This is a genomic window from Chryseobacterium rhizosphaerae (assembly GCF_003385455.1).
Taxonomy (GTDB): Bacteria; Bacteroidota; Bacteroidia; order Flavobacteriales; family Weeksellaceae; genus Chryseobacterium; species Chryseobacterium rhizosphaerae.
The window spans coordinates 42,039-66,069 of record NZ_QNUF01000018.1 but is presented as its reverse complement, the minus strand read 5'-3'; the positions used below and the strand labels follow the sequence as shown (position 1 = coordinate 66,069).

Annotated in this window: 25 protein-coding genes and 2 tRNA genes; 15 read left to right on the top strand and 12 right to left on the bottom strand. The window is 36.5% G+C overall.

All coding sequences use genetic code 11. The annotated features are described in order from the left end of the window. Window positions 1-125: 125 nt before the first annotated feature. Window positions 126-2,666: an ATP-dependent Clp protease ATP-binding subunit gene (locus DRF57_RS15165; RefSeq protein WP_047485035.1), complete on the bottom strand. Its 2,541-nt coding sequence runs from the start codon at window positions 2,664-2,666 to the stop codon at window positions 126-128. Between the two features lie 151 nt (window positions 2,667-2,817). Here DRF57_RS15165 and DRF57_RS15160 point away from each other — a divergent pair, with 151 nt between their 5' ends. The 5 genes from DRF57_RS15160 (at window position 2,818) to DRF57_RS15140 (ending at window position 6,560) form a co-directional block, all read left to right on the top strand. Beyond that, complete coding sequence (locus tag DRF57_RS15160) at window positions 2,818-3,042, top strand: uroporphyrinogen decarboxylase (protein WP_115919410.1); 225 nt, start codon at window positions 2,818-2,820, stop codon at window positions 3,040-3,042. Then, a complete protein-coding gene (locus DRF57_RS15155; protein WP_115919408.1) occupies window positions 3,042-4,136 on the top strand; it encodes a glycosyltransferase in 1,095 nt (364 codons plus the stop codon). The genes DRF57_RS15160 and DRF57_RS15155 overlap by 1 nt, the downstream gene beginning before the upstream one ends. Before the next feature lie 147 nt (window positions 4,137-4,283). After that, on the top strand, window positions 4,284-4,703 hold the full coding sequence (locus DRF57_RS15150; RefSeq protein ID WP_047484421.1) for a SufE family protein: 420 nt from the start codon (window positions 4,284-4,286) through the stop codon (window positions 4,701-4,703). A 2-nt stretch (window positions 4,704-4,705) separates the two neighbouring features. Continuing rightward, window positions 4,706-5,671, top strand: coding sequence for a glycosyltransferase family 9 protein (locus DRF57_RS15145; RefSeq protein WP_228450409.1), 966 nt, complete (start codon window positions 4,706-4,708; stop codon window positions 5,669-5,671). A 4-nt stretch (window positions 5,672-5,675) separates the two neighbouring features. Then, window positions 5,676-6,560 carry a glycosyltransferase family 2 protein gene (locus tag DRF57_RS15140; protein WP_115919406.1) on the top strand — a complete coding sequence of 295 codons (885 nt, stop codon included), beginning with the start codon at window positions 5,676-5,678 and terminating at the stop codon, window positions 6,558-6,560. Window positions 6,561-6,626: 66 nt separating this feature from the next. Here the strand turns inward: DRF57_RS15140 and DRF57_RS15135 are convergent, their stop codons facing one another. From DRF57_RS15135 to DRF57_RS15120, 4 genes are all read right to left on the bottom strand, one after another. Beyond that, on the bottom strand, window positions 6,627-8,159 hold the full coding sequence (locus DRF57_RS15135; protein ID WP_123863329.1) for a hypothetical protein: 1,533 nt from the start codon (window positions 8,157-8,159) through the stop codon (window positions 6,627-6,629). A gap of 197 nt (window positions 8,160-8,356) precedes the next feature. After that, window positions 8,357-8,431, bottom strand: a tRNA-Val gene (locus tag DRF57_RS15130). 34 nt (window positions 8,432-8,465) lie between these two features. Further along, a tRNA-Val gene (locus DRF57_RS15125) sits at window positions 8,466-8,540 on the bottom strand. Between the two features lie 42 nt (window positions 8,541-8,582). Next, window positions 8,583-9,827 (bottom strand): bifunctional folylpolyglutamate synthase/dihydrofolate synthase, encoded by a 1,245-nt coding sequence (locus DRF57_RS15120; protein ID WP_115919402.1) that lies wholly within the window; start codon window positions 9,825-9,827, stop codon window positions 8,583-8,585. A 184-nt stretch (window positions 9,828-10,011) separates the two neighbouring features. On the opposite strand from DRF57_RS15120, the gene DRF57_RS15115 reads away from it, so the two are divergent. The 5 genes from DRF57_RS15115 to DRF57_RS15095 are packed head-to-tail and all read left to right on the top strand — an operon-like array spanning window position 10,012 to window position 14,226. Further along, window positions 10,012-11,352 (top strand): TolC family protein, encoded by a 1,341-nt coding sequence (locus tag DRF57_RS15115; protein WP_115919400.1) that lies wholly within the window; start codon window positions 10,012-10,014, stop codon window positions 11,350-11,352. Window position 11,353: 1 nt separating this feature from the next. After that, on the top strand, window positions 11,354-11,944 hold the full coding sequence (locus tag DRF57_RS15110; protein WP_047484430.1) for a SprT-like domain-containing protein: 591 nt from the start codon (window positions 11,354-11,356) through the stop codon (window positions 11,942-11,944). A gap of 2 nt (window positions 11,945-11,946) precedes the next feature. Continuing rightward, complete coding sequence (locus DRF57_RS15105; protein WP_228450410.1) at window positions 11,947-13,029, top strand: mannose-1-phosphate guanylyltransferase; 1,083 nt, start codon at window positions 11,947-11,949, stop codon at window positions 13,027-13,029. A 32-nt stretch (window positions 13,030-13,061) separates the two neighbouring features. Next, window positions 13,062-13,724, top strand: coding sequence for a hypothetical protein (locus tag DRF57_RS15100; RefSeq protein ID WP_115919398.1), 663 nt, complete (start codon window positions 13,062-13,064; stop codon window positions 13,722-13,724). Further along, the gene (locus DRF57_RS15095; protein ID WP_115919396.1) at window positions 13,693-14,226 is read left to right on the top strand and encodes a GNAT family N-acetyltransferase; all 534 of its coding nucleotides are present in this window, start codon (window positions 13,693-13,695) and stop codon (window positions 14,224-14,226) included. The genes DRF57_RS15100 and DRF57_RS15095 overlap by 32 nt, the downstream gene beginning before the upstream one ends. 65 nt (window positions 14,227-14,291) lie before the next feature. On the opposite strand, the gene bcp is transcribed toward DRF57_RS15095, so the two are convergent. Next, the gene (gene bcp / locus DRF57_RS15090) at window positions 14,292-14,741 is read right to left on the bottom strand and encodes a thioredoxin-dependent thiol peroxidase (RefSeq protein WP_047484438.1); all 450 of its coding nucleotides are present in this window, start codon (window positions 14,739-14,741) and stop codon (window positions 14,292-14,294) included. A 33-nt stretch (window positions 14,742-14,774) separates the two neighbouring features. Here bcp and DRF57_RS15085 point away from each other — a divergent pair, with 33 nt between their 5' ends. Continuing rightward, window positions 14,775-15,395, top strand: coding sequence for an endonuclease III domain-containing protein (locus DRF57_RS15085; RefSeq protein ID WP_047484439.1), 621 nt, complete (start codon window positions 14,775-14,777; stop codon window positions 15,393-15,395). Between the two features lie 165 nt (window positions 15,396-15,560). On the opposite strand, the gene DRF57_RS15080 is transcribed toward DRF57_RS15085, so the two are convergent. Then, window positions 15,561-16,007 carry a DinB family protein gene (locus tag DRF57_RS15080; RefSeq protein WP_115919394.1) on the bottom strand — a complete coding sequence of 149 codons (447 nt, stop codon included), beginning with the start codon at window positions 16,005-16,007 and terminating at the stop codon, window positions 15,561-15,563. 92 nt (window positions 16,008-16,099) lie between these two features. Next, on the bottom strand, window positions 16,100-17,896 hold the full coding sequence (locus DRF57_RS15075; protein WP_047484443.1) for a DUF885 domain-containing protein: 1,797 nt from the start codon (window positions 17,894-17,896) through the stop codon (window positions 16,100-16,102). 167 nt (window positions 17,897-18,063) lie between these two features. On the opposite strand from DRF57_RS15075, the gene DRF57_RS15070 reads away from it, so the two are divergent. The 4 genes from DRF57_RS15070 to DRF57_RS15055 all read left to right on the top strand — a co-directional run bounded on the left by DRF57_RS15070 (window position 18,064) and on the right by DRF57_RS15055 (window position 20,797). Beyond that, window positions 18,064-18,525 (top strand): hypothetical protein, encoded by a 462-nt coding sequence (locus DRF57_RS15070; protein WP_047484445.1) that lies wholly within the window; start codon window positions 18,064-18,066, stop codon window positions 18,523-18,525. Between the two features lie 175 nt (window positions 18,526-18,700). After that, window positions 18,701-19,405, top strand: coding sequence for a MotA/TolQ/ExbB proton channel family protein (locus DRF57_RS15065; protein WP_047484447.1), 705 nt, complete (start codon window positions 18,701-18,703; stop codon window positions 19,403-19,405). A 92-nt stretch (window positions 19,406-19,497) separates the two neighbouring features. After that, complete coding sequence (locus DRF57_RS15060) at window positions 19,498-19,896, top strand: ExbD/TolR family protein (RefSeq protein ID WP_084086335.1); 399 nt, start codon at window positions 19,498-19,500, stop codon at window positions 19,894-19,896. Between the two features lie 16 nt (window positions 19,897-19,912). Further along, window positions 19,913-20,797: a ferric siderophore ABC transporter substrate-binding protein gene (locus tag DRF57_RS15055; RefSeq protein WP_115919392.1), complete on the top strand. Its 885-nt coding sequence runs from the start codon at window positions 19,913-19,915 to the stop codon at window positions 20,795-20,797. Window positions 20,798-20,812: 15 nt separating this feature from the next. Here the strand turns inward: DRF57_RS15055 and DRF57_RS15050 are convergent, their stop codons facing one another. The 4 genes from DRF57_RS15050 to DRF57_RS15035 form a co-directional block, all read right to left on the bottom strand. Continuing rightward, window positions 20,813-21,205 carry a hypothetical protein gene (locus tag DRF57_RS15050; RefSeq protein ID WP_115919390.1) on the bottom strand — a complete coding sequence of 131 codons (393 nt, stop codon included), beginning with the start codon at window positions 21,203-21,205 and terminating at the stop codon, window positions 20,813-20,815. 42 nt (window positions 21,206-21,247) lie between these two features. Continuing rightward, window positions 21,248-21,742 (bottom strand): hypothetical protein, encoded by a 495-nt coding sequence (locus DRF57_RS23915; RefSeq protein WP_123863328.1) that lies wholly within the window; start codon window positions 21,740-21,742, stop codon window positions 21,248-21,250. A gap of 33 nt (window positions 21,743-21,775) precedes the next feature. Further along, on the bottom strand, window positions 21,776-23,179 hold the full coding sequence (locus DRF57_RS15040) for a nucleoside recognition domain-containing protein (RefSeq protein ID WP_115919386.1): 1,404 nt from the start codon (window positions 23,177-23,179) through the stop codon (window positions 21,776-21,778). 329 nt (window positions 23,180-23,508) lie between these two features. Next, window positions 23,509-24,018, bottom strand: coding sequence for a DUF6973 domain-containing protein (locus tag DRF57_RS15035; RefSeq protein WP_115919384.1), 510 nt, complete (start codon window positions 24,016-24,018; stop codon window positions 23,509-23,511). Between the last annotated feature and the right edge of the window lie 13 nt (window positions 24,019-24,031).

The following is a 24,031-nucleotide window of genomic DNA, read 5'->3' as shown; positions in this document are numbered from 1 at the left end:
GTTATTAAAATAATTTCTAAATCGTACCGAAAATAATCACATCAAAAAAGGGGTAATGAACCCCCATAAAAAAATAAAAGCATCGGGAAATTCCCGATGCTTTTTATTGGTATTAAATTATTTATTTAAGATTGAGGAGAAGACTTTTCAGCCGCTGATTTCTTAGGCTTTGGAGTTTTTCCTACTAATCCGTCTTTCGCTTCGTTAAGTTCAAGAACCACGGTTTCTCCTTCGTTCAATTGCTTATTCACAAGCATTTCTGCCAGTAAATCTTCAATATATTTCTGAATAGCACGCTTCAATGGTCTTGCACCGAAATCTTTATCCCATCCTTTTTCAGAAATAAAGTCTTTAGCCTCTTCAGTTAATTCTACTTTATAACCTAATTTTTCAAGTCTGCCATAAAGCTTGTTAAGCTCAATATCAATAATTTTCTTGATATCGTCCTGTACAAGAGAGTTGAAGATAACAATATCATCAATTCTGTTTAAGAATTCCGGAGCAAATGCTTTTTTAAGGGCATTTTCAATGGTACTTCTTGCTCTTGAGTCTGTATTGGTCTTTTTCGCTGAAGTTCCGAATCCCACACCGTCTCCGAAATCTTTAAGATCTCTGGTTCCGATATTGGAAGTAAGGATGATGATCGTATTTCTAAAGTCGATTTTTCTGCCCAAACTATCGGTCACGTGACCCTCATCAAGGATCTGTAACAGAATATTGAATACATCAGGGTGAGCTTTTTCAATCTCATCCAGAAGAACCACAGCATAAGGTTTTCTTCTTACCGCTTCCGTTAACTGACCACCTTCTTCGTATCCAACGTATCCCGGAGGAGCTCCAACCAATCTTGAAACGGCAAATTTTTCCATGTATTCACTCATGTCAATTCGGATCAGAGATTCATCAGATTCGAAAAGCTCTCTTGCCATTACCTTCGCAAGCTCTGTCTTACCAACCCCGGTGGTTCCAAGGAAGATAAAGGTACCGATTGGACGGTTAGGGTCTTTAAGCCCAGCTCTGTTTCTTTGAATAGCCTTCACTACTTTCTTCACAGCATCTTCCTGACCGATCACTTTTCCGTTCAGTTTCTCATCCATCTGAGCTAATTTATCCAGCTCATTTTTGCCCACTTTCGTTACAGGAACACCACTCATCATAGAAACTACTTCCGCTACATTTTCTTCTGTTACGGTTTCCTTCTTCTCTTTTACATCTTTGTCCCATTTTTCCTGTGCTGCATTCAGTTCCATCTGAAGACGTTCCTCCTCATCCTTAAGCTTTCTTGCCTCAAGATAATCCTGAGCTTTTACAGCTTTCTGTTTCATTTCTTTGATATCCTCAATTTTCTTTTCAAAATCAATGATCTCAGTAGGAACTTTCATGTTCTTAATATAAACACGGGAACCGGCTTCGTCCATAGCATCAATTGCTTTGTCCGGTAAAAAGCGGTCTGTAATATATCTTGATGTCAAATTGACACACGCCAAAATCGCCTCAGGAGTATAAATGACATTGTGGTGCTCTTCATACTTATCTTTGATTTGGTTTAGAATCTGAATAGTTTCATCAATAGAAGTAGGTTCCACCATTACTTTCTGGAATCTTCTCTCCAATGCTCCGTCCTTTTCAATATACTGACGGTATTCATCCAGAGTAGTCGCTCCTATGCATTGAATCTCTCCTCGTGCCAAAGCCGGTTTAAACATATTGGAGGCATCTAAACTTCCTGTAGAACTCCCTGCACCTACAATGGTGTGAAGCTCATCAATGAATAAGATGACATCTCTGTTTTTCTCCAGCTCAGTCATAATTGCCTTCATTCTTTCTTCAAACTGACCACGGTATTTTGTTCCGGCCACTAAACTTGCCAGATCCAAAGTGATCACACGTTTTCCGTAAAGAACCCTAGACACTTTTTTCTGCTGAATTCTTAAAGCCAGTCCTTCCGCAATAGCAGATTTACCAACTCCCGGCTCCCCAATAAGAAGCGGGTTGTTCTTCTTTCTTCGTGATAAGATTTGAGAAACCCTCTCAATTTCTTTTTCACGACCTATTACAGGATCTAATTTTCCATCTCTAGCCAAAGAAGTTAAGTCTCTACCAAAGTTATCCAATGTAGGCGTTTTACTTTTTGCAGAACCTAAGTTTCCTGTAGGCTTTCTCATCTGCTCAAATTCCTCTCTTTCATCATCGTCATCATAAGCACTCATCTGTGGTGACTGCCCGGAATTTTTAAGCATAGTCTGGTACTCTCTTGAAACACCCTCATAGTCGATGTCATAAGCCCCTAGAATATTTGAAGTAGGATCCTCATATTTATAAAGAATGCCTAAAAGCAGGTGAACGGTATTAATTTCATTGCTTTTATACTGTCTGCATTCTAACTCTGCACGTTTAATGGCATGATCTGCCATCTTGGTGAAAGAAATATTGGTAACCTCCTCAGAAATAGGATTTAGACTTGCTGTATTTAGAGTTTCAATTTTTCTTCTGATTTGTGTTAAATCCGCATTAAGGTTTTGAAGGATTTCTTTTGCAGAGTTTTCCGTTTTTATAATACCTAAAAGTAGATGTTCTGTATTGAGAAATTCACTTTTCAGCCTTTTAGCTTCGCTTTTGCTTTGTTTGAACACTTGGCTCAAACCTTGTGAAAACTTATAATCCATAATATATCTCATTAGAATAAAAGCAACGTTGCTTTTTATTCATTATCTAAATTACAAATATTTTACCAAAAATCAATTAATGACTTTATGGCAGAAAAAATTTTATTATCTTATTGAAAATGATTAAGTTTGTTATTCGTAAAAAATCCCCATGAATCCTGAGATTACTACTTATATTGGCTATTCTGCTTCCGTTTTTATCGTATTGAGTTTCATACTGAAAGATGTAAGAAAAATCAGAGTCGTTAATATGATTGGCTGTATTTGCTTTGTCATTTATGGTGTCTACAACGGAATGCTTTGGCCGGTAATCATTCCAAACGGACTTATTTGCTTTATTCAGGTCTATCATTTATTGCTAGGGAAGAAAAGCTGATGAGAAAAAATATCATTATATCTGCTTTCAGTAATTTATATACAGATCAGCGCATTGAAAAAGTATGCAGAACCTTGTATGAAAATGAATATCAGATAGACTTGATAGGGAATAACTGGAATGGAGCAGGGAAAATGGAACGTCCATATCCTTTCTCCAGAATTCATCTGGCTTCAAAAAGCTTAAAAACGGCTTACTTTGAATTCAACTGGAAATTGTACCATCAGCTAAAGAAAAAAGCAGATCAGAATACAATTCTTTATGCTAATGATGTTGACGCTTTACTCCCCAACTATCTTATTTCTCAGAAATTAAATATTCCATTGATTTTTGACAGTCATGAAATTTTTTCGGAAATGCCTGCCGTTCAAGGTAAAATGTCACAAAAACTATGGCGGTATTTGGAAAATACAATTATTCCAAAGCTGGAGTTCATGATGACGGCAAGCGGAAGCTACGCCCAATGGTTCCAAAAGAAATATGGGATACATCCTGTAGTGCTCCAAAATGCCCCCAGGAGAATAATGTTTGATGTTGAAATTCCTGAAAATAATCCCAAAATGCTTTTGTATCAGGGAGCACTCAATCCTTTTCGGGGAATAGATAAAGTGATTCTTGCCATGCACTATCTTGACGATGTGGTATTGAGCATTGCAGGAGACGGACCAAAGAAGATGGAATATGAAAACCTTGTCGCTACAGAAAACCTTCAGCATAAAGTACAGTTTCTTGGAAAATTAATCCCTGAGGAGCTGAGAAATATTACGGTAAAGGCAGACTGCGGAATGAGTATCGAAGAAAATGGGGGAGACAGCTACCTCTATTCACTGCCCAATAAAATTCTGGATTGCATTCAGGCTCGGGTTCCTTTAATTATGTCAGATTTTCCGGAAATGCAAAATATTAAAAATCAATTTGATATAGGGGAGATGATAAAAAGCCATCATCCTGAACATATTGCCGATGCCATAAAAAAGGTTTTAAATAAAGGCAGAATCAATTACCAGCAGGAACTTGAAAGGGCTTCAGAAGCATTGTGTTGGGAAAATGAAGAAATAAAACTACTTAACGTCATCCAAAAAGCTGCTCAATAATTTTTTTTAAATCATTGAATTTATCCTATTTAATTTTATATTTTTATCATATACAGCAATGATTTATTGATCAGATGCAATGAAAATTGAATTAGAAAATTAAAAGTCTAAAATTAATTATCTTTGCACAAAGAAATTGGATTAAAAATGACCATTAAAGAAAAACAGCAGGAAATTATCGACGAATTTGCGTTTCTTGAAGATTGGGAGCAGAAATATGAGTATATCATCGACCTTGGTAAAGAATTAAAAGGGCTTTCAGAAGATAAGAAAACAGATGACAACCTTATTAAAGGCTGTCAGAGTAAAGTGTGGATTGATGCTGAGTTTAAAGAAGGAAAACTTTTCTTTAATGCAGACTCTGACGGGATATTACCCAAAGGAATTGTTTCTCTCTTAGTCAGTATTTACAGTGGCCATTCTACCCAGGAAATTTTAGATTCAGATTTTGAATTTATTTCAGAAATAGGATTACAGGAATTCCTTTCCCCGTCAAGAGCCAACGGATTGATGGCAATGACCAAACAAATCAAATTTTACGCTGTTGCTTATCAATTGAAATCATAACCGTGACCAGAATTTTAGCATATCGTTTTTCTGCATTTGGAGATGTTGCCATGACGGCACCTGTTTTCAGAGAGTTTCTGGAGCAAAATCCTGATGTGGAAATTATTATGGTTTCCAGGAAGAGTTTTGAAGCTTTATTTGCGGGGATTCCGAATGTGATATTTAAAGGAATTGATCTGGATGATTATAAAGGTTTTTTTGGATTAAGAAGATTAAGCAATGAGCTGATCAAGGAATTTCATCCGGATTTTATTGCCAATCTTCATGATGTGATCAGGACTAAAGTCTTAGATAAATTTTATGCAAGGAGAGGACTGAAAGTCTTTAAAATAGATAAAGGAAAAGAGGAAAAAGAACACCTTACTGATGTTTGGAATCTCAATAAAGTACAGCTGAAAAAAACAGTGGAGCGGTATGCTGATGTATTCCGGGCAATGGGCTTTCAGGTGACACTTTCTCAAAAACTGAGACCTCTTTCCGAAAATAAATCGGGGATAGGCTTTGCTCCTTTCGCTCAGCATAAAGGGAAAATGCTTCCTTTGGAGAAATCATTTGAACTGGCTAGAATACTCGCAAAGAAAAATACTGTCTATTTTTTCGGGGGAGGGAAGAAGGAAACAGAGACCCTTGAAAACTGGGAAAACCAGATCCCCAATACAAAAAGCCTTTCCGGGAAGCTGAGCCTTACGGAAGAACTTCATAAAATAGCAGAGCTGGAAGTGATGATTTCCATGGATTCCGCCAATATGCACCTGGCAAGTCTTGTGGGGACAAGGTGTGTTTCTATATGGGGGGCAACGCATCCTTACGCCGGATTTTTAGGATTTGGACAGCGTGAAGAAGATGTGGTTCAGGTAAAAGATCTTACCTGCAGACCTTGTTCTGTTTTTGGCGACAAAGAATGCTACAGGGGAGACTGGGCATGTCTTGAAGAATTCAATATTCAAAAAGTGATAGAGAAAATCTGATGCCATGGAGCTTTCAATCTGTATTCCTATATTTAATTTTGATGTCCGTGAACTGATCGCTGGTTTAAAAAAAGAAATTGAGACCAATGGTATTGATGCGGAGATCATCTTGATTGATGATGCTTCAGATCTTTCATTTAACCAGATGAATGCTTCTCTTCAGGATAATGTTCAACATTTGATTTTTCTGGAAGAAAATATTGGGAGATCCAAAATCCGAAATCTTTTTCTGCAATATGCCCGTGGAAAGTACCTGTTGTTTTTAGACTGTGATGTAAAGATCGATAGCGAAAAATTTCTTCAGAACTATTTGTCCAATATAAAACAGCGGCCAGATATAGAATTAATATATGGCAATTTTAAAATTGCAACTCAGTATGCTGCTACTCTCAGAAACAGATACTCTGTAGAAAGAGAGATCTTTTCGGGAGCTCAGTCCACTGATTTTTCATTATTTAAAACCGTGAACTTTATCATCAAGAAAAATATTTTCGAGAAGTTTCCTTTTAATGAAGAGATGACAGACTATGGCTATGAAGATTTTATTTTTGCCAAACTTCTTGAGCTGAATAAAGTAAAGTTTCTGGCAATTAACAACCCTGTCATTCATTTTGATGATACCACTAATGGAGTTTTTCTGAGAAAAGCAGAAATAGGCATGAATTCTTTATTCAAGCTTTCAGAAAGTGGCCAAAATAATGTTTTTATAAAAGATATCAAGGTATATAAGGTCGCAATGAAATTAAGGCAATTAAAGCTGTCTTCTCTGTTTCTCTTTGCCTATGGAATTTTTGAAGATAGTATAAAAAAGAATCTTCTTTCGGAACACCCACATATGAAGTGTTTTGATTTTTATAAGCTGGGTGTTCTGATCAGGAAAATGAAATAATTTTTTACACTATAAAACAAAAAAAAAACTCTCAATTTCTTGAGAGTTTTCTGTATTACAATAGTTTTACTTATATTCAATATTAAGCAAGAACCCACTATCAGTAGCTCCATTTTGATCTCTACATAATATTTGCACTGTATTATTGTTTAAAATACCATAACCAAAAGAAGGTAAGGTTGTAATATTTGCATCTCCTTGCCGAGCTGTAATTTGAAGGCTTTGGATAGTATTGACATTATGAGGTAATGTAATGAGGTAGATACCCTGGTTGTATCTCATTGACGTTAATCCATTTGTTCCGTTAGAATATGTCCCATCTGCATTAATATTTAGTGTTCCGGTATTGTATTCTTTCTTTAATTTTATAATGTTTTTTAAATTTAAATTAGGTCTTAAAACTTCATTACTATAATAATTAAAATCAGTAATTTCAAAAGATTCTGAATTCCAAGGAATATGCCAGGCTGGTTTACCCGCTTCTGGAATAAAATCATTAGCAGAGAAAAAACCGTTGCCCGTCATATTTAAAACCTGGTTACCTTGAGCCTCTGCTGCTACCAGAATATTATAATAGGTATGATGGTCCTTTGATAAACGGTTAAAGGTATTCCCGGTTATATTGTGTACTCCTTCTTTAAGGTTTGTTATTTTTATATCAGCTTCTCCTTTATTACCTTCAAAATAATTGTTGATTGCATTAAGTCCTACAGCTCCATTTGCGGCATTAAATATAATATCTAGTGGATTGCCAGAATTCCCCTCAAATCCACAGCTGTCAAACTTTACATTGTGGCAGTTTTCTAAATGCACACCAGAAACAGAGTTTGAATGAAATCCACAACCGACAAAGTTTATCAAATTAGGAGGAGTAAACCCACCTGGTTGCATTGAGCCTTTCAATGCTGTTTTACACCACCTTGCATTGATTCTGGTTAACATGCCTAAGGCTACATCATTAAATTCGATTCCATTACTAAACCTAAAAACATCAATGTCTTCTAATTCAACATAAACGGCTTTTTCAAATTTAAGACCGGTTCCGCCACTGCTAATTCCTGTATCTGGCCTTACAATTGAAAACCCTTTCATTTTTACAAACTGAAATTCATTGATTCCTTTGAAGTAAATGGCGGTATTACATTCATTATTATTTTCGCTTTTTATTATTGTTACACCAATACCATCTCCTTCAATTTCATACCCTTTTAAATTGTTTGTTTGGGATATGTCTATTGAAATTTGATTAATGATTTTAATAACTCCACTTGGAAGCTTTAATTTGACTTTAAGTTTAATTGCTATATCAATTGCTTTTTGTAAAGGTAAAGTATCATCGGTTTGACCGTCGGCTTTTAATCCTATTTTTTTAATATTAAAAGAATTATTTGCAATAAATTCCGTATCAACATAGTATGTATTGCCTTTCTTTCTATATATAAAGCTATCTAACTTGGAATCGTCCATTAAACTGCCATCATACCAATGTGCAATTTTTTTAAAATTTACATTCTCAAAAGTATTGCTATCTACTAATTTTACTAAATCATCCATTGGATAACTACTTGTTGGTGAAAAAAAATCATCCGTGTAAACCATCTGTTTTTATTTTTAATTGTCAAAATATTTATTCTATTCCTTGAAATGAACCCAAAGGTAATAGAGGATAGCGTCAAAAGTTGACGTATTATTTTTACAAATTATCAGAAAGGGTATAAAATTGGAGAAAATGTAAGGGTAGGGGAAGGCCAATAGTAAATAACAAAAAAAAACTCTCAATTTCTTGAGAGTTTTTGTGGGCCCTGAGGGATTCGAACCCCCGACCCTCTGGGTGTAAACCAGATGCTCTGAACCAACTGAGCTAAGAGCCCTGAAATTTTTTGAAAGGCTTCAGTATCCTTTGTGTGGGCCCTGAGGGATTCGAACCCCCGACCCTCTGGGTGTAAACCAGATGCTCTGAACCAACTGAGCTAAGAGCCCCTATAACTTGTTTCCTCGTTTAGAGTGGTGCAAATATACGACTTATTTAGAAATCTCCAAATTTTTTTCTAAAAATTCTCCCACAACAAAGTTGCTTCCGCCGATAAAAATCATATCTTCATTTGTACATCGCTCTTTTGCAGAAAGATAGGCTTCCTGTACAGAATTAAAAATTTTATAAAAAATTTTTGCCTCACGAAGTAGATTTTCATAATCTTCGGGATGTCTTCCCCTACTGATAGATGGTTTTGCAAAATAAAACTCAGAATTTTCAGGAAGTAAATCCATCACTTCATCTATTTTTTTATCGTTCACAAACCCCAAAATAACATGCTTATGCCTGTCTATAGAATTCAATTGTGAAAAAACATACTCCAAACCTGCCTGATTATGTCCCGTATCACAAATAGTAAGCGGATTTTTTGAAAATTCAAACCAACGGCCAATGAACCCCGTATTTTGATGGACATTCAGTAGCCCTTTTTCAATGGCTTTGTCAGAAATCTCAATACTTAATTTTCTTAATTCTTCAATCATCGCTAATACCACCCGGATATTCTTCTGTTGGTAGTTTCCTTTTAAATCTGAGGTAAGGATAGTATGAAATAATGTTGAATCTATAAAAGGAGCGTTTTCTTGGGCTGCTTTTTTGCTGATGATATTTTTTACCACTTCATTTTCGTCACCGGAAATAATGGGGGTATTAGGCTTAATAATCCCTGCTTTTTCTCCTGCTATCTCTTCAATAGTATCTCCCAGTATATTTTGATGGTCCAGTTGAACATTCGTTATAGCTGAAATCAATGGACGGATAATATTGGTTGAATCCAGTCTTCCTCCTAATCCTACTTCAATAATGGCAAAATCCACCTGTTGCTGGGCAAAATATTCAAATGCCATAATGGTCGTAAACTCAAAAAATGAGGGGCGGATATCTTCAGGTAAATTTTTAAGCTTTTGTATAAAATCAAAAACAAATTCCTTATCGCAGTTTTTACCATTGATCTTGATACGTTCTGTGAAGTCGATAAGGTGAGGAGAATTGTATAATCCGATGGTATATCCTGCCTCCTGCAGTACAGAAGCCAGCATATTGCTTGAAGAGCCCTTGCCGTTTGTCCCTCCGATATGGATGCATTTTATCTTCTCCTGAGGGTTTCCAAAAAAGGCACAAAGTTTAATAATATTATCCAGTCCCGGTTTATAAGCTTTCTGCCCATCTGTCTGATAGTTGGGCATCTGTACGAAAAGCCAGTCTATAGCTTCCTGGTATTGTTCATGTGTCATGGTACAAAATTCTCAAAAGTTTTATTAAAATGAAACAATAATTTTTTCAATCTGTAACTTTTTTATATTTAGTTCGTCTAATAGGGAAAAATCTTAATATGAAATCGTTGTGATTTACAAATTACAGTTCTGATGAAGATGACACGATTCCATATGACCATTAAGAACAAATAAACATATACATATGAAAAAAGTTTGGATTATCGTTTTTGGATTAGGCTGTTTGGGATTGAACGCTCAAAAGAAATGGTCCTTAAAAGAATGTGTAAGCTATGCAGTGGAGCATAATCTTCAGGTTATCCAAAATCAATATAACAAACAATCACAGGATGCCAATCTTAAAATTGCCAAAAATGGATATTTACCATCCGTTTCAGGAAGTTTTGGAAATACCGTCAGTTTTGGACAGACATCTTTTGGTACCGGGAGTTTAAGGAATGACAGATTCAGTAATAATGCTAGTATTGGAGCTGATATTTTGGTATACAATAATGGGAGACTGGAAAAGACTGTCAGAAAAAGCCAGTTTGATGTAGAGGCAAGTCTTTATGATGTAGAGGCTATAAAAAATGATATTTCTTTACAGATAGCACAGCAGTATTTAACTACATTGCTGAATAAGGAAATTGTAAAAATTTCTGAAAGTGCTGTAATTAATGCTCAAAAACAATTCGACAGAGCAAAAATAACGACGACTGTAGGAACAACAGCACAAACCGTTCTGGCAGAAGCAGAAGCTGCGTTGGCCAGAGAAAAACAAAATTTAAAAACAGCACAGGTAAATGTAGGACGGAGCTTATTCGCTTTAGTTCAGCTTTTACAGCTGTCTGAGTATAAAGACTTTGATGTTGAAGATGTCACTGTTCCGGATCAGTTGGCCCCTGAGCTGAAATCTGTAGATGAAGTTTTATCTATAGCTTATGAGTCTCAGCCTCTTATAAAAGCAGCGGAAAGCAGGGTAAATTCTGCAGAGGCTCAAACAGAGGTTTCCAAGACTGCTTTTTGGCCTACTGTAACAGCAAACGTTGGAATAGGAACTTTCTATAATAATCTTTTGAATACGGATAATGTAGGAAACGAATTTGTTTACATTAAGGAAAAAGGATTTTTTGAACAGTATAAAGATAACTTTGGACAACAGGGAGGAGTTTCTGTAAATATTCCTATTTTTAATAAAGGAATAACAAAACTACAGGTACAGCAATCTAAAATAAATGAAAGTATTGCTAAAAATACACTGGAGCAACAAAAACAAACGATAAGACAGAATATACAGAAAGCACAGTTTGATGCCGATGCCAATTACGAAAACTATCTGGCAGCGGTAGAGGCAGAGAAAAGTTCAAAGCTGGCTCTGGATTTTGCTGATAAGAGCTATGCTGCAGGTAGATCAACCATTTATGACGTAAATGTTGCAAGAAATAATTATGCAAATGCACAGGGATCAGTAGCGCAGGCGAAATATAATTATCTTTTCAGCCTTAAACTGTTGAATTTCTATGCAGGAATTCCATTAAGTTTGTAAAATGCCAATTAAATCATTAGAAAAATATTTACCACCAAACACACTTCAGTATTTAAAAATCTGGTTTTCAGATTATTTTATTCATATAAAAGTTACTAGGAACAGGAATTCCAAACTGGGAGATTATAGAAAGCTTCCGGACGATTCCCATGAAATTACAGTAAATTCTACTCTTACTCCGCAGCTTTTTTTCTTTGTTCTGACCCATGAGCTGGCTCACTTAATTGCCTTCGAGAAATATGGAAGAAGAATTTCCCCTCACGGCAACGAATGGAAGGAAACATTTAGAAAAATGCTTATTGAAAGTCTTGAAATTTACGATGAAGATCTAAAGCCCATCATCGTTAAGTTTTCCAAGGCACCTAAAGCAAATTTTATGGCCAGCCCTGATCTTGTAAGATATTTTCATACTGAAAAACAGGATGATAGCCTACAATTTATTGAGGAGCTCCAAAAGGGAGAATTTTTTATATATCGCAACGAAAAGTATTTATTAGAAGGTCTGGTTAAAAAAAACTATCTTTGTAAGAACTTGGCTACTGGAAGGAAGTATTCTTTCAAACCTTTAGCAAGGGTAGAAAAATGTAGCTAAGAATGTTAAAATCAGATAGATACTGTGTGATAATGGCAGGTGGAATCGGTAGCCGGTTCTGGCCGATGAGTACACAGAAATTTCCAAAACAGTTTCAGGATATTTTAGGAGTTGGGCGTACTATGATTCAACAGACTTATGACAGAATCAGTAAGCTTATTCCTAAAGAACACATATTCGTGATTACGAATAAAGAATATGTTGCGCTTTCTCAGCAGCAGCTACCTGAGATTCCTGAAGAGAACATTGTAGGTGAGCCCCTGATGAAAAATACAGCGGCTTGTAACCTGTATATGGCTAATAAGATCGCTGAAATTAACCCTGATGCTACTATGATTGTCCTTCCGGCGGATCATTTGATTCTTAAAGAGGATGTATTTTTGGAAAAAGTGGAGCTTGCTTTTGACCTTGCTTCAAAACATGATTACCTGGTAACCCTGGGTATTACTCCTACAAGACCCGATACAGGATATGGATATATTCAGTTTGTAGAGAAAAAAGGCTCAGAATACTTCAAAGTAAAAACATTTACGGAAAAACCTATTCTTGAAATTGCCCAAAATTTTCTGGAAAGCGGAGATTTCCTTTGGAATGCCGGAATATTCATCTGGAATATAAAAAGTATCCATCATGCTTTTGAAATGTACCTTCCTGAGATGATGCAGCACTTTATGGCTTGTGAGTATAATTCAGAAAATGAAAACAGCTGTATTGAAACCATTTACCCTAAAGTACAGAAAATTTCTATAGACAACGGTATTCTGGAAAAAGCAAAAAACGTATATGTAATTCCTGCTATTTTAGGCTGGAGTGATCTGGGTACATGGACATCAGTATACGAAAATACGGATAAGGATGAAAACGGTAATGCTGTAAAACTAAAGCATTTGCTAACCTACAATTCCAAAGGGAATATTATCCGTCTTAAAAACAATAATAAAGCGGTCATCATTGATGGCCTTGAAAATTATATTGTTGTGGATACCGATAAGGCTCTTCTTATCTGCCCACGCGATAATGATCAGCTGATCAAGGATTATGTTCTCGATTTAAAAAGCTTCAAGAAAGGAGATAAGTTTATGTAAAAAATTGGTATATTTCTGCTGATTTTTAAATTATGATAAAAATTACCACCCAATTCACAATTCTTGTATTTGTACTTTTAGGATTCCTGGGAAATGCTCAGGAAAAGAAGAAGTTTTCAAACATTCCAAATATTCTCCAACGTATAGAACCCGATGATAAAATAGATTCATGGGTGCTGGTATACAATAGCTATGGCAAAGGTCAGGAGCTAAAAACGTCCGGAGGAAAGATAAGCTATACCCCTCAGTTTTCAGGTTTTAACCTGTTCCCAAGTGAAGACAGCTTTTATTATATAGCTTATTCTTCAGGAGGTAAGATCAGCTATATTATGGACGTGGAAGGGCTGAAAAAATTTGTAGGTAAGATAGATAATGCTGAAGAGGCAGCTATTGTTTTGGCTGCTGACGGATATCTGGTTGACGAAGAATTTAAAGATCTTGCAGGCAACTATCATGAAGACCGGACTCATTATTATTTGGATCTTGGTAAACTGACTTCAAAAGAATGTCCGTATCAAAAAACTCATTATACATTGACTGTAAGTAAATCTACAGGAGAAATAATCCAGGTGAAAGATAATGGAACCTATATTGAGCTTTATAATAAAAAATGTGCTAATAACCCCCGTCTTTTAAAGATCGAGAAAAAACAAGAACCAAAAGATGAGCCTAAAAAAACAACCCAGCGAAAATAAATTTTACGAAACGGAACGATTGATTCTCCGTCCAATGTCTTTGGAAGATAAGGAACTTATTTTTGAACTTTACAACAGACCCAAGTTTATCCAGTATATTGGTGACCGTAATATTAAAACACTTAAGGATGCTGAAGACTATATCAGAAACAGATTTATTCCGCAGATTGAAAGATTAGGGTATGGAAATTATCTTGTCATGACCAAAGAAGGCAATAACAAAATTGGTGGAGTAGGGATCTTTGAGAGAGAAGGCCTTGATGTAGTAGATATAGGATATTCTCTCTTGGAAGAGTTTGAAGGTAAGGGATATGCTTATGAAGCAGCTCAAAAGGTTAAATCCATTGGGATGGAAGAATTTGGACTGTCAAAAATATCTGCTATCATTTCAAAAGATAACGTGTCTTCTCAAAAACTGATAGAGAAACTGGGACTGAAATTTCAAAAACATCTTACCCTACCCGGTGAGGATGAAGAATTAAACTATTACGAAACAGAGTAATAATTATAAATAAAAATACAAATAGATTCACAAACATCTGTTGCGAATCTATTTGTATTACAAGACTATCCCTCCAAAATTTGCTCGGCAGCTGTTTTTGAAGTTACTTTTTCAATCACTCTTGTACAGATTCCGTTTTCATCAAAAATAAAGGTCGTTCTTACTATTCCCATATAGGTTTTTCCAAACGTTTTTTTCTCTTGCCAAACTCCGAATTTATCAATGATATTACGGGTTTCATCCGCAATAAGGTCATAAGGGAATGCAAATTTGCTGTGAAAGTTTTTCTGCTTCTTTACAGAATCTCCACTTACTCCCAATAATTGAAACCCTTCTTTTTCAAGTTTGGAATAATTATCACTCAGATTACAGGCTTCTACAGTACATGTTGGGGTACTGGCTTGCGGATAAAAGAAAACAACCAGTTTTTTTCCAATCAACTTTGAAGAGGATACTGTTTCTCCATCCTGATTTATTCCTTCAAATTCAGGTAATTTGTCTCCAACTTTCAGCATAATGATTTAATTTTGTTCAAATTTAAGGGTTACATGACAAAAAAGCAAAGAGCCGAGCTCGTTCAGATAGAACTGGATAAATTATATCCCACTACACCTATTCCATTGGATCATACCGATCCGTATACGCTAATGGTTGCTGTTGCACTTTCTGCGCAAACTACTGATAAAAAAGTAAATCAGGTTACTCCTGATCTTTTTGCCGTAGCAGGAACGCCACAAAGAATGGCGAAACTGGAAGAATATCAGATCAAAGAATTGATTAAAGAAATAGGACTGTCCAATACCAAGGCCAAAAATCTAAAAAGAATGGCAGAGCTTTTATTAGAAAGACATCAAGGAATAGTTCCTCAAACATATGAAGAACTGGAAGCACTTCCCGGAGTGGGGCATAAAACGGCTTCCGTAGTAATGAGCCAGGGATTCGGGTTCGCGGCATTTCCGGTAGATACTCATATTCATCGTTTAATGACACAGTGGAAGCTGACATCAGGAAAAAATGTGGTGGAAACTGAACGCGATGCAAAGAATTTATTTCCGGAAGAGGTGTGGAATAAGCTTCATCTTCAGATTATTTTCTATGGCAGAGAATATTCACCGGCCCGAGGAAAAGGGGAGAAAGATTTTATCACCAAAATGTTGTTTGAAAAGTAATGATTGCATTTTTAACGCAATGCTCACAAAGATTTTATAACAAATCGCATTGAAATGGCCCGCAAGGGCACTTCGTTGAGCAGTACAACCGTCTCTTTGCTGAATGAAATGCCTTTGAAAACCTAAAAATACGGATACAGAGACCCTGTGATGCTATATGGAAGCCTAAATATCTAATAGTCTTCTATGATAATTAATCTGCCCCAAATGATAATCCAGATGAGCGACCAGGTGGATCAGGAAATAATCTGTGGTCATTTTATCTTCAAAAACCACAAGAGGGTATTCTTTACCGAGATCCTCTTCAGATAGCTGGCTGAGAACAGTGTCTACCATAGATAGGGTTGCCTGAACTTTTTCAATTAGCTCAGCTTTGGGAATGTCTTTCAAGGAAAACTCAAGGTCACGATGTCTTACATACCCGGTTTTTCCCAGTTCTGTTCCGATAAAAAGGTTAAGGTTTCCTACCAGATGGAGGCAGAGATTGCCTCCGGAATTGGCGATGTTTTTATCGGTCTTCCATAGATTTTCCTCATTTTGATAGGCTTCAATTTCTGTTTTTAATTTATTTAAATCTCTACTGTAAAGAGATCTCAGACTCTCTATGATCATATCTTAATTTTAATTTTAAAATTATTGAAATTTCTTGAACGAAAAAAGGTGCTGTTTAATTCAGCACCTTTTAAATTATCTAGATCAAGAACCTATTTTTGTTTTTTAGCCCAAAGCTCCATTTTTCTGTTCAGAACCTCCAGAGGAAGGCATCCCTGGCTTAATACTTCATCGTGGAAGCTGGCCAGATTAAACTTGTTTCCCAGTTCTTTTTGATACTTCTCTCTTAATTCCCGGATTCTTAGTGATCCTATTTTATAGCCCAGAGCCTGGCCAGGCATAGCCATATATCTTTCCACTTCTGCGGTAGCAGACCCTTCATCATAAGAAATATTACTTAAGAAATATTTAATGGCTTCTTCTCTGGTCATTTTTCCGGTGTGTATACCTGTGTCCACGACCAGTCTTACTGCTCTCAGCATCTGGTCACTCAGGTATCCCATTTTCTGATATGGATCTGTATATAATCCGAATTCAGGGCCCAGGGTTTCGCAATAATGTGCCCATCCTTCTCCGTAGGCTCCAAACCATCCGAATCTCATGAATTTTGGAAGGTTTGTATTCTCCTGTTGAAGAGAAACCTGATAATGATGTCCGGGGATGGCTTCATGAAGGAAAAGGGACTCCATTCCTGAAGTAACATTGAATTTTGAAGGATCGGGAAGGGGGACATAAAAAATACCGGCTCTTTTCCCGTCCGGAGTTCCGGGAATGTATTCAGCACTGGCGCTGGCCTCTCTGAATTTTTCCGTTTGTCTGATCTCAAATTTGGTTTTTGGCGTGACATTAAACATCGTTTTCAGCTTCGGGGTAATCTTGGCTAAAATACTGTTAAAGCCATTTAAAACTTCTTTAGAGGTTTTATAAGGCATTGCTTTGGGATCAGTTTTAACAAAAGTGATGAATTCTTCCAGTGTTCCTGTAAAACCAACCTGTTTTTTCACCTTTTCCATCTCTGCACGAAGCATAGCTACCTGCTGCTGTCCGATTTTGTTGATCTCTTCCGGTGATTTTTTAGTAGTAGTCCAGCTTTTTACATAATAACCGTAAATTTCATTTCCATTGGGAAGGCTGTTGTAGCCGTCATTATCTCTTGCTTTTGGAAGGTATTCCTTTTCCAGGAAATTACCCATTTTAGTATAAGCAGGAATGATTTTTTTGGTAATGGCGTCTTTATAAAGTTCTGAAAATTTATCTTTCTGAGCCTGGGTGAAACTTTTCGGGAAGTTTTTAATAGGACCGTAGAAAATATTTTTTTCCATGTCAGGGGTGATAATTTCCTGAGAGGTCATTTGGGGAATCATTTTGACAACCAGTTTTTTAGGAAGAACAACTTTATTGTTGATCCCTTCACGGAAGTTTTCAGCTGCTGCATCCATCCATGCCGGAAATTTTTCCATTCTTTTCAGCCAGTCGCTGTAATCTTTTTCCGTTTTAAAAGGCTGGCTTCCCTCTCCACTTCCGTACAGCGGAAAATTTAAAGGAAGACCCCCAAACTGAGTAAAAGGAATATATTCCGGATGATAGGCATAAGCCTCTATTTTATCTTTTAAAGTATAATCCAGCACATCATAAACGACTTTATTTTCGTCGGAAAGGCTCTTGTAATCTACATTATCCAATTGTTTTTGTACCGAATTGTAGAAAGCCACTTCTCCTGAAATAAAATCCTTATCAATGTTAATAGGAAGTTGGTCATTGTATCTTGTATCTCCCTGGGCTGTAGCATCCAAAGGATATAGTTTAAGATACTGTTCATAATAATTGGAGGCAATGGAATCCAGATTGGTAGGAGTAACTTTGGTAAGGGGAGAATCGGTCTTTTTGCAGGATGCAAGACTTATCATCAATCCCAATCCCAAAATACTTTTCGATAAAACATTTTTCATTTTCAGAATCTTTATGAAACAAAAGTAAGTATTATTGGGTGATTCAGACTCATCATTAAACTTGAATTAAAAAATTATTTTCAAAATCCTTTTAACTTTGAATCAATTTTTTATCTTTGTCTAAAGCATTTAACAATCATATTATTACAGTTCTTTTTTAAGAAAAAATGAAAGGGATTTTAAAAATTTACCATCCGGACGAAACATTAAAGTACAATATCAGAAATACTTATTGTAAAGCAGTCTACAGCAACCAGCAACATTTTTTAGAGGTTGAAATTATAACGGATGACAGTTTGGATCACGTAGATGATGATTCATTACAGTACAACTTTCCACAGCTTTCACTCGAAGTTTTCGATTTTCCGATTGAAACATCAGAACTGGAAGGCAAAACGATAACAATCAGTGACTCTGATGAGGAAACTTATACAGAAGTAGACCTATTCGATGACGAAGATGCCTACATCTATGATAATGAGCTTCTTTTTGAGAAAAACGAAGAAGGCGAGCTTCAGGTCATCTGGAAAGGAACCATTGATGATTTCTACACGGGATCTGATACACCGATTCCTTTTAGGTTAAAGTGCGAATTCAGCCAGGATGATATTGAGGTAGACGAAGACTAAACGTCGCTACTCCTAATTTTTTTATATCAAATATCTTTTCAAAATTTCTTTTGGAAAGATATTTGCTGTTTGTCATTTGATAACAAACTTTAAGTTGTTTTTAAGCAATTTTTAAGATATCAATTCATAATATTCCACTACATTTGTCGTTAAAACTTTTATAAAATTCACATTAATGCTGTTAACGGAACTTACTCAGATTTTATTTGCGCAAATTGCTACACCCGTAGTTGCTACAGACAATTTAGAATTTTCATTTTGGAAGATCATGTTCCACGGAGGAGCTTTCGCTAAAATAGTGATGGCTATTGTACTGTTGTTGGGAGTGTTTTCTTTATATCTGTTTTTTGAAAGATTCTTCTTTATTAAAAGATTAACGTCAAAAACGGATTCCAACTTCATGAATAATATTGAAGACTTCGTGAAAGCAGGAAAGATTGAAGCGGCTGCAGATTATTGCAAAACGCAAAACTCTCCGGAGGGAAGAATTTTAGAAAAGGGAATTTCAAGATTAGGACGTCCTGTTTCTGATATTGTGAGTGCAATGGAGGCTCAGGCTCAGGTAGAAGTGGCCAATATGGAGAAAAACCTTAACCTTTTGGCGGTGGTTCCAAGTATTGCTCCGATGTTGGGACTTTTAGGAACGGTGATCGGGATGATTATTGCATTCTTTAATTTATCACATGCAACAGGATCTTTCTCCCCAAAAACACTTTCAGAAGGTATTTATACCGCTTTAGGGCAAACAGCTGTAGGTTTGGCAGTTGCTATTCCTGCCAATTTTTGCTACAATATTCTTTTAACAAGAATTGACAAGTTTGTATTGAAAGCTCAGAATATGTCTGGAGAATTTTTAGATCTTATCAACAAACCTTTATAAATCTTTCTTATGAAATCGCTACCCCAAAAACCTTTTCAGGGAATTATTAAGTGAGCGATTCCATCTGACCATTAACCTATTAGAAGAAACAGATGAAAATTCAAAGAAGAAATAAAGCGAATCCGGAATTCAGTTTAGCAGCGATGACAGATGTTATCCTGTTGATGCTGATCTTCTTTATGATAACCTCCTCTGCAGCTAACCAAAGTGCAATAGAGGTGAATCTTCCAAAGGCCGGAGCGACTGAGGATAATATTCCTAATCCTTTAACGGTAAGTATTAAACCTGATGGTTCATTTTTTGTAGATGATAATCCGGTGAATAAAGGAGAGCTGGAGCAGATTATTGTTACTAAGCTAGCTAATCAGACCAATAAGTCTTTTACCATCAGAGCAGATGAAAATACACTGCATAAGGATGTGGTTTTTGTGATGGAAATCGCTGAGAAAAACAAGCTTAATATTGCTATTGCAACCGTTAAAGATAAATAAGTAAGAATCATTGAAGATGAGAAGCTATACTGCAAACAAAAACGAAGAAAATAAAGATAGGGTAAAGAGTGCTTTGCTTACTGTCCTTATTTGGTCCGCCGTTTTGCTTTTTGTTTTTTTATATAAATTAAAACCCGAACTGGATAAAGATCCGGAGGTCATCACAACGATGCTTGTTAATTTCGGTGACAATAGGAATGGAAAGGGAATTGAAGAACCGGCCGAGCAACCGGGCAGTTTAGCGGCTGCTACGGAGGAGGTTACTCCCGAGCCGGCGGAAACACCCGTTCCTGAAACAAAGACAGTTGTAAAGCCCGAGCCTGCACCGGAACCCAAGAAAGCTGACGTGAAGGAAAAAGTGATCACAGGAAATAATTCGAAAACAACGGTTCCGAAAAAAGAGGAGGCAAAAAAAGCTGAGAAAAAAGAAGCTACCAGTACCAGTGCTTCTAAAAATACTAAAAAAGCAGGGGCTGCCACTGCTAATTCCAAAACCGGAAATGGGGATGGAAAAGGGAATGCAGCTATCGGAAACCTGATCAAAGGAAGAGGAACAAAAGCGGGAAGCCAGGGGACCGGAGATGGTATTGGAAATGCCGGAGATCCTTTAGGAGGAGATGGAAATGGAGACAGTAAGGTAGGGATAGACAGAAAACTTGTTGGCTATATTCCGGGAACAATGGGTCGAGGAGGAGCTCAGCCTGCTCATAGTTGTACCGCAAGCGGATCTATTACCATTGCTTATACCGTAGATAAAGCAGGAAATGTGGTTTCTGCAAGAAGATCAGGAGGTGTTTCAGACCCTTGTGTATCTTCTACATCCGTTTCATGGGTCAAGAAGTATGTAAAGGCAGAAAGAGCCAATACATCCTCCACAGGAAGTTACAAAATAACATTTTAAACATACAAAAGCACTTTATTCAAGTGCTTTTTTTATTTCATTAATTCTGTTGATGACAGGAAGGGCAAAAATTCCGCTGGTCTGAAGATACAGCTCATAAAATGTTTTTGCTTTATCCAGAAAATCATTGTTTTGACCTTGTTTCCCCGTGAAATAGAAAAGATTACCCAGCATTTCGTAATAATCTTTATGATCCCTTTCCTGTCTTTCGTTGACCATGTCTATCATTTCTTGTTTAGGCTTTGAAGAGATTTCGGTAAAACTCATCTTGAAAATATCCCTCATCAATGTATCAAAATCCAGTTCCTTCTGCATTAAGCTTTCTTCCGGTTTATCTAAAATAAGCTTTTCCAATGCCTGGGTCAATTGACGGATGAGGCGTAGCGTAAATTCTTTATCTGTAATCATATTTATTTTTTTTAATATTATCTATATTTTGCTAATAATTGGTCAGTTTACAACGAAAATAGAAAGGAAACCACCGATAATAAAAACTAGTATACTAAAACCAATGTCGTTTTTGTCAGATTCTCTGTTCTCTATTTTACTATATCGATGAGTTATAAATTTGCTAATCAATAAAGGAATAGGCTCCCTTTTATAAACCCATTTAAAAATTAAACGGATAATTTGTATAAATGTAAATACTAAAAGTGGCAAAATAGACATTTTAAAATCCCCTGGTATTGTTAACCATAATGTACAAATTACCAACCAAAATAAAGAAAAATAGATATTCCTAAATTTTTCTGATAATGGAGTTGAAATTGGAACCCACCAAAGAAACATAAAAGTTATTGAACCGATCACCTTTTCAATTTCTAAATGGATTTGATTAAGTTTTAAATAGTAAATAAGAATTTCTACAAGTAGAATTAAGCTAGGTAAAACTATTTCATATAAACTCAAGGATCTTAGAAAAAATCCATATTTTATATTTTTCAACTTAGAGGATTTGTTTTATTAACATACTATTATTTATGCGAAAAATAAGTACGCCAGAGCGATAGACGTAATAATACCCACCAGATCGGCGAGAAGCATGGCAATTACCGTGTATCTCGTGTTCTTTACAGCTACGGCACCAAAATAAACGGCGATCACGTAGAACGTGGTATCTGAGCTTCCCTGCAGAACAGCAGCGAGTTGTCCCTGGAAGCTGTCCGGACCAAAAGTACTCATGGTATCTACCATCATTCCTCTTGCTCCCGAACCGGATAGAGGCTTGATCAGTGCTGTGGGAAGCCCGTCAACAAATCGGGGGTCCAGGCTGGCAACATGGGCAACCCATTTCATTCCGTCAATGATTACATCAAAAACACCGGAAGTTCTTAATAACGAGATGGCTATTAACATTCCCACTAAATAAGGGATGATCTTTACACAGGTGGTAAAACCTTCCTTTGCTCCTTCTATAAAAGCATCAAAAACATTGATCTTTTTATAGACGGCACCTAATACTATTGCTAGAAATATAAAGAGAATCAGTCCGTTACTTAATACTTTACTGAAATCATCCAGCTCATCCTTGCTTAGCTGTACCAGATAAACGACCAGTAAAGCGATCACTGCAGAAATTCCTCCTACATAAGCAATAACTACCGGGCGAAGCAGATTGATCTTCTGATATAAAGAAACAATAATCATTGCAGCTAATGTGGCTGCAAAAGTGGCAATCATACAGGGAAGGAAGATATCAGTAGGCGTTTTTGAGCCCATTGATGCCCTGATAGCAATAATGGATACGGGAATCAGGGTCATTCCTCCGGCGTGAAGGCAGAGAAACATGATCTGAGAATTGCTGGCGGTATCTTTATTGGGGTTTAAGCTCTGTAAACTTTCCATGGCTTTTAACCCAAAAGGTGTTGCCGCATTATCAAGTCCCAGAAGGTTGGCGCTGAAATTCATCAGCATATGCCCGAAAGCGGGATGGTTTTTAGGGATATCGGGGAAAAGCTTTGAGAAAAAAGGCTGAATAAAACGGCTCAGAAGATTGATTCCTCCAGCTTTCTCAGCAATACTCATAAATCCCATGAAAAGGGTCATGATCCCGATAAGGCCTATACATATTTTTACAGCTGTTTCCGAAGTTCCAATGACACCATCAGCCTCCTGAACACGGTAAACTTTTACATTCTGCTTTAAAGAGTCTGTTTTATAGTGAATTCTGCTGTCTGCAAAATCATTTTTCTTCATCAGGCTGTCTCTGACGATGGGAGTGAGGGTGCTCATCTGCTGTGATGCTATCTGAACCGTATCTCCACCTTTCCCTACCACCATATCATTGAAAATGGTTTTGTAGTGACCTGATGAAATGTATTTTATACTTGCAATGGCAATGGCAATGATAATAAAAGCCGACCAAATTCTGCTGAGAACCATCCGATGTAATTAATTGTTTAAACTTATCAAAAATACTTTAAACCACAAAGGGGACAAAATAATTAAACACTTAAGTTTCTGTAAAGTAAATATCATGCAGCTGAGAAGAGCCCTTAAAGTTTTGAAAATCTTTGATTTCTGTCCTGTAAATGTTTTATACAGGTTTATTATAACGCAGAGCCGGCAAAGTTTCCTAATGAGGAATTTTACACTCGCAGAGGGCGGCGGACCTTCAACTGAAAGATATGTCTGAATGAAATGCCTTTGCGAACAAAAATATCCGGAAGGTTATATCCTCTGTGGGTTCTTTGTAGGTAGAATAGAAGAATTTACTCTTTCAGATAGACCAGGTGACCTGAAAAATCATCATCCAGATTTTTCAGGACTTTGGCATCGTCCATTTTCTTTACCAACCCATCAATGAAGAAGCTCTTTTCAAAAAACTGACGGTGAATACCCGGCAGAAGCTCCATGAAATAATCCATTCCTATTTTGTTATTATGAAGGTCCATTTTTGTTTCCAGGGGTTTATTGGGAAACAGTTCTTCATGCATATCCGTTATTCTTTTGCAAAAATCCAGTGCCTTTTTAGGGGAGGAAACCTTACAGCAGTATGAGGTGATAAAACAACACCATAATGCATGTCTGAAAGCATTTCCTATACCATTGTTGGAAGCTGTTGCGGGGAATTTCTTCTGTGCAATGGTGAAAGCCTGAACCGTAGCATGAAAGCTTAATATGGCAAAAAGAGGATGGGGGAGAACGAGCGATAAAAGACGTATAATCTTTTTAAAACTCATACTCCGAATGGTATCAAAAATTATTTTAAAAGTCCTCATAAATAAAAATCTC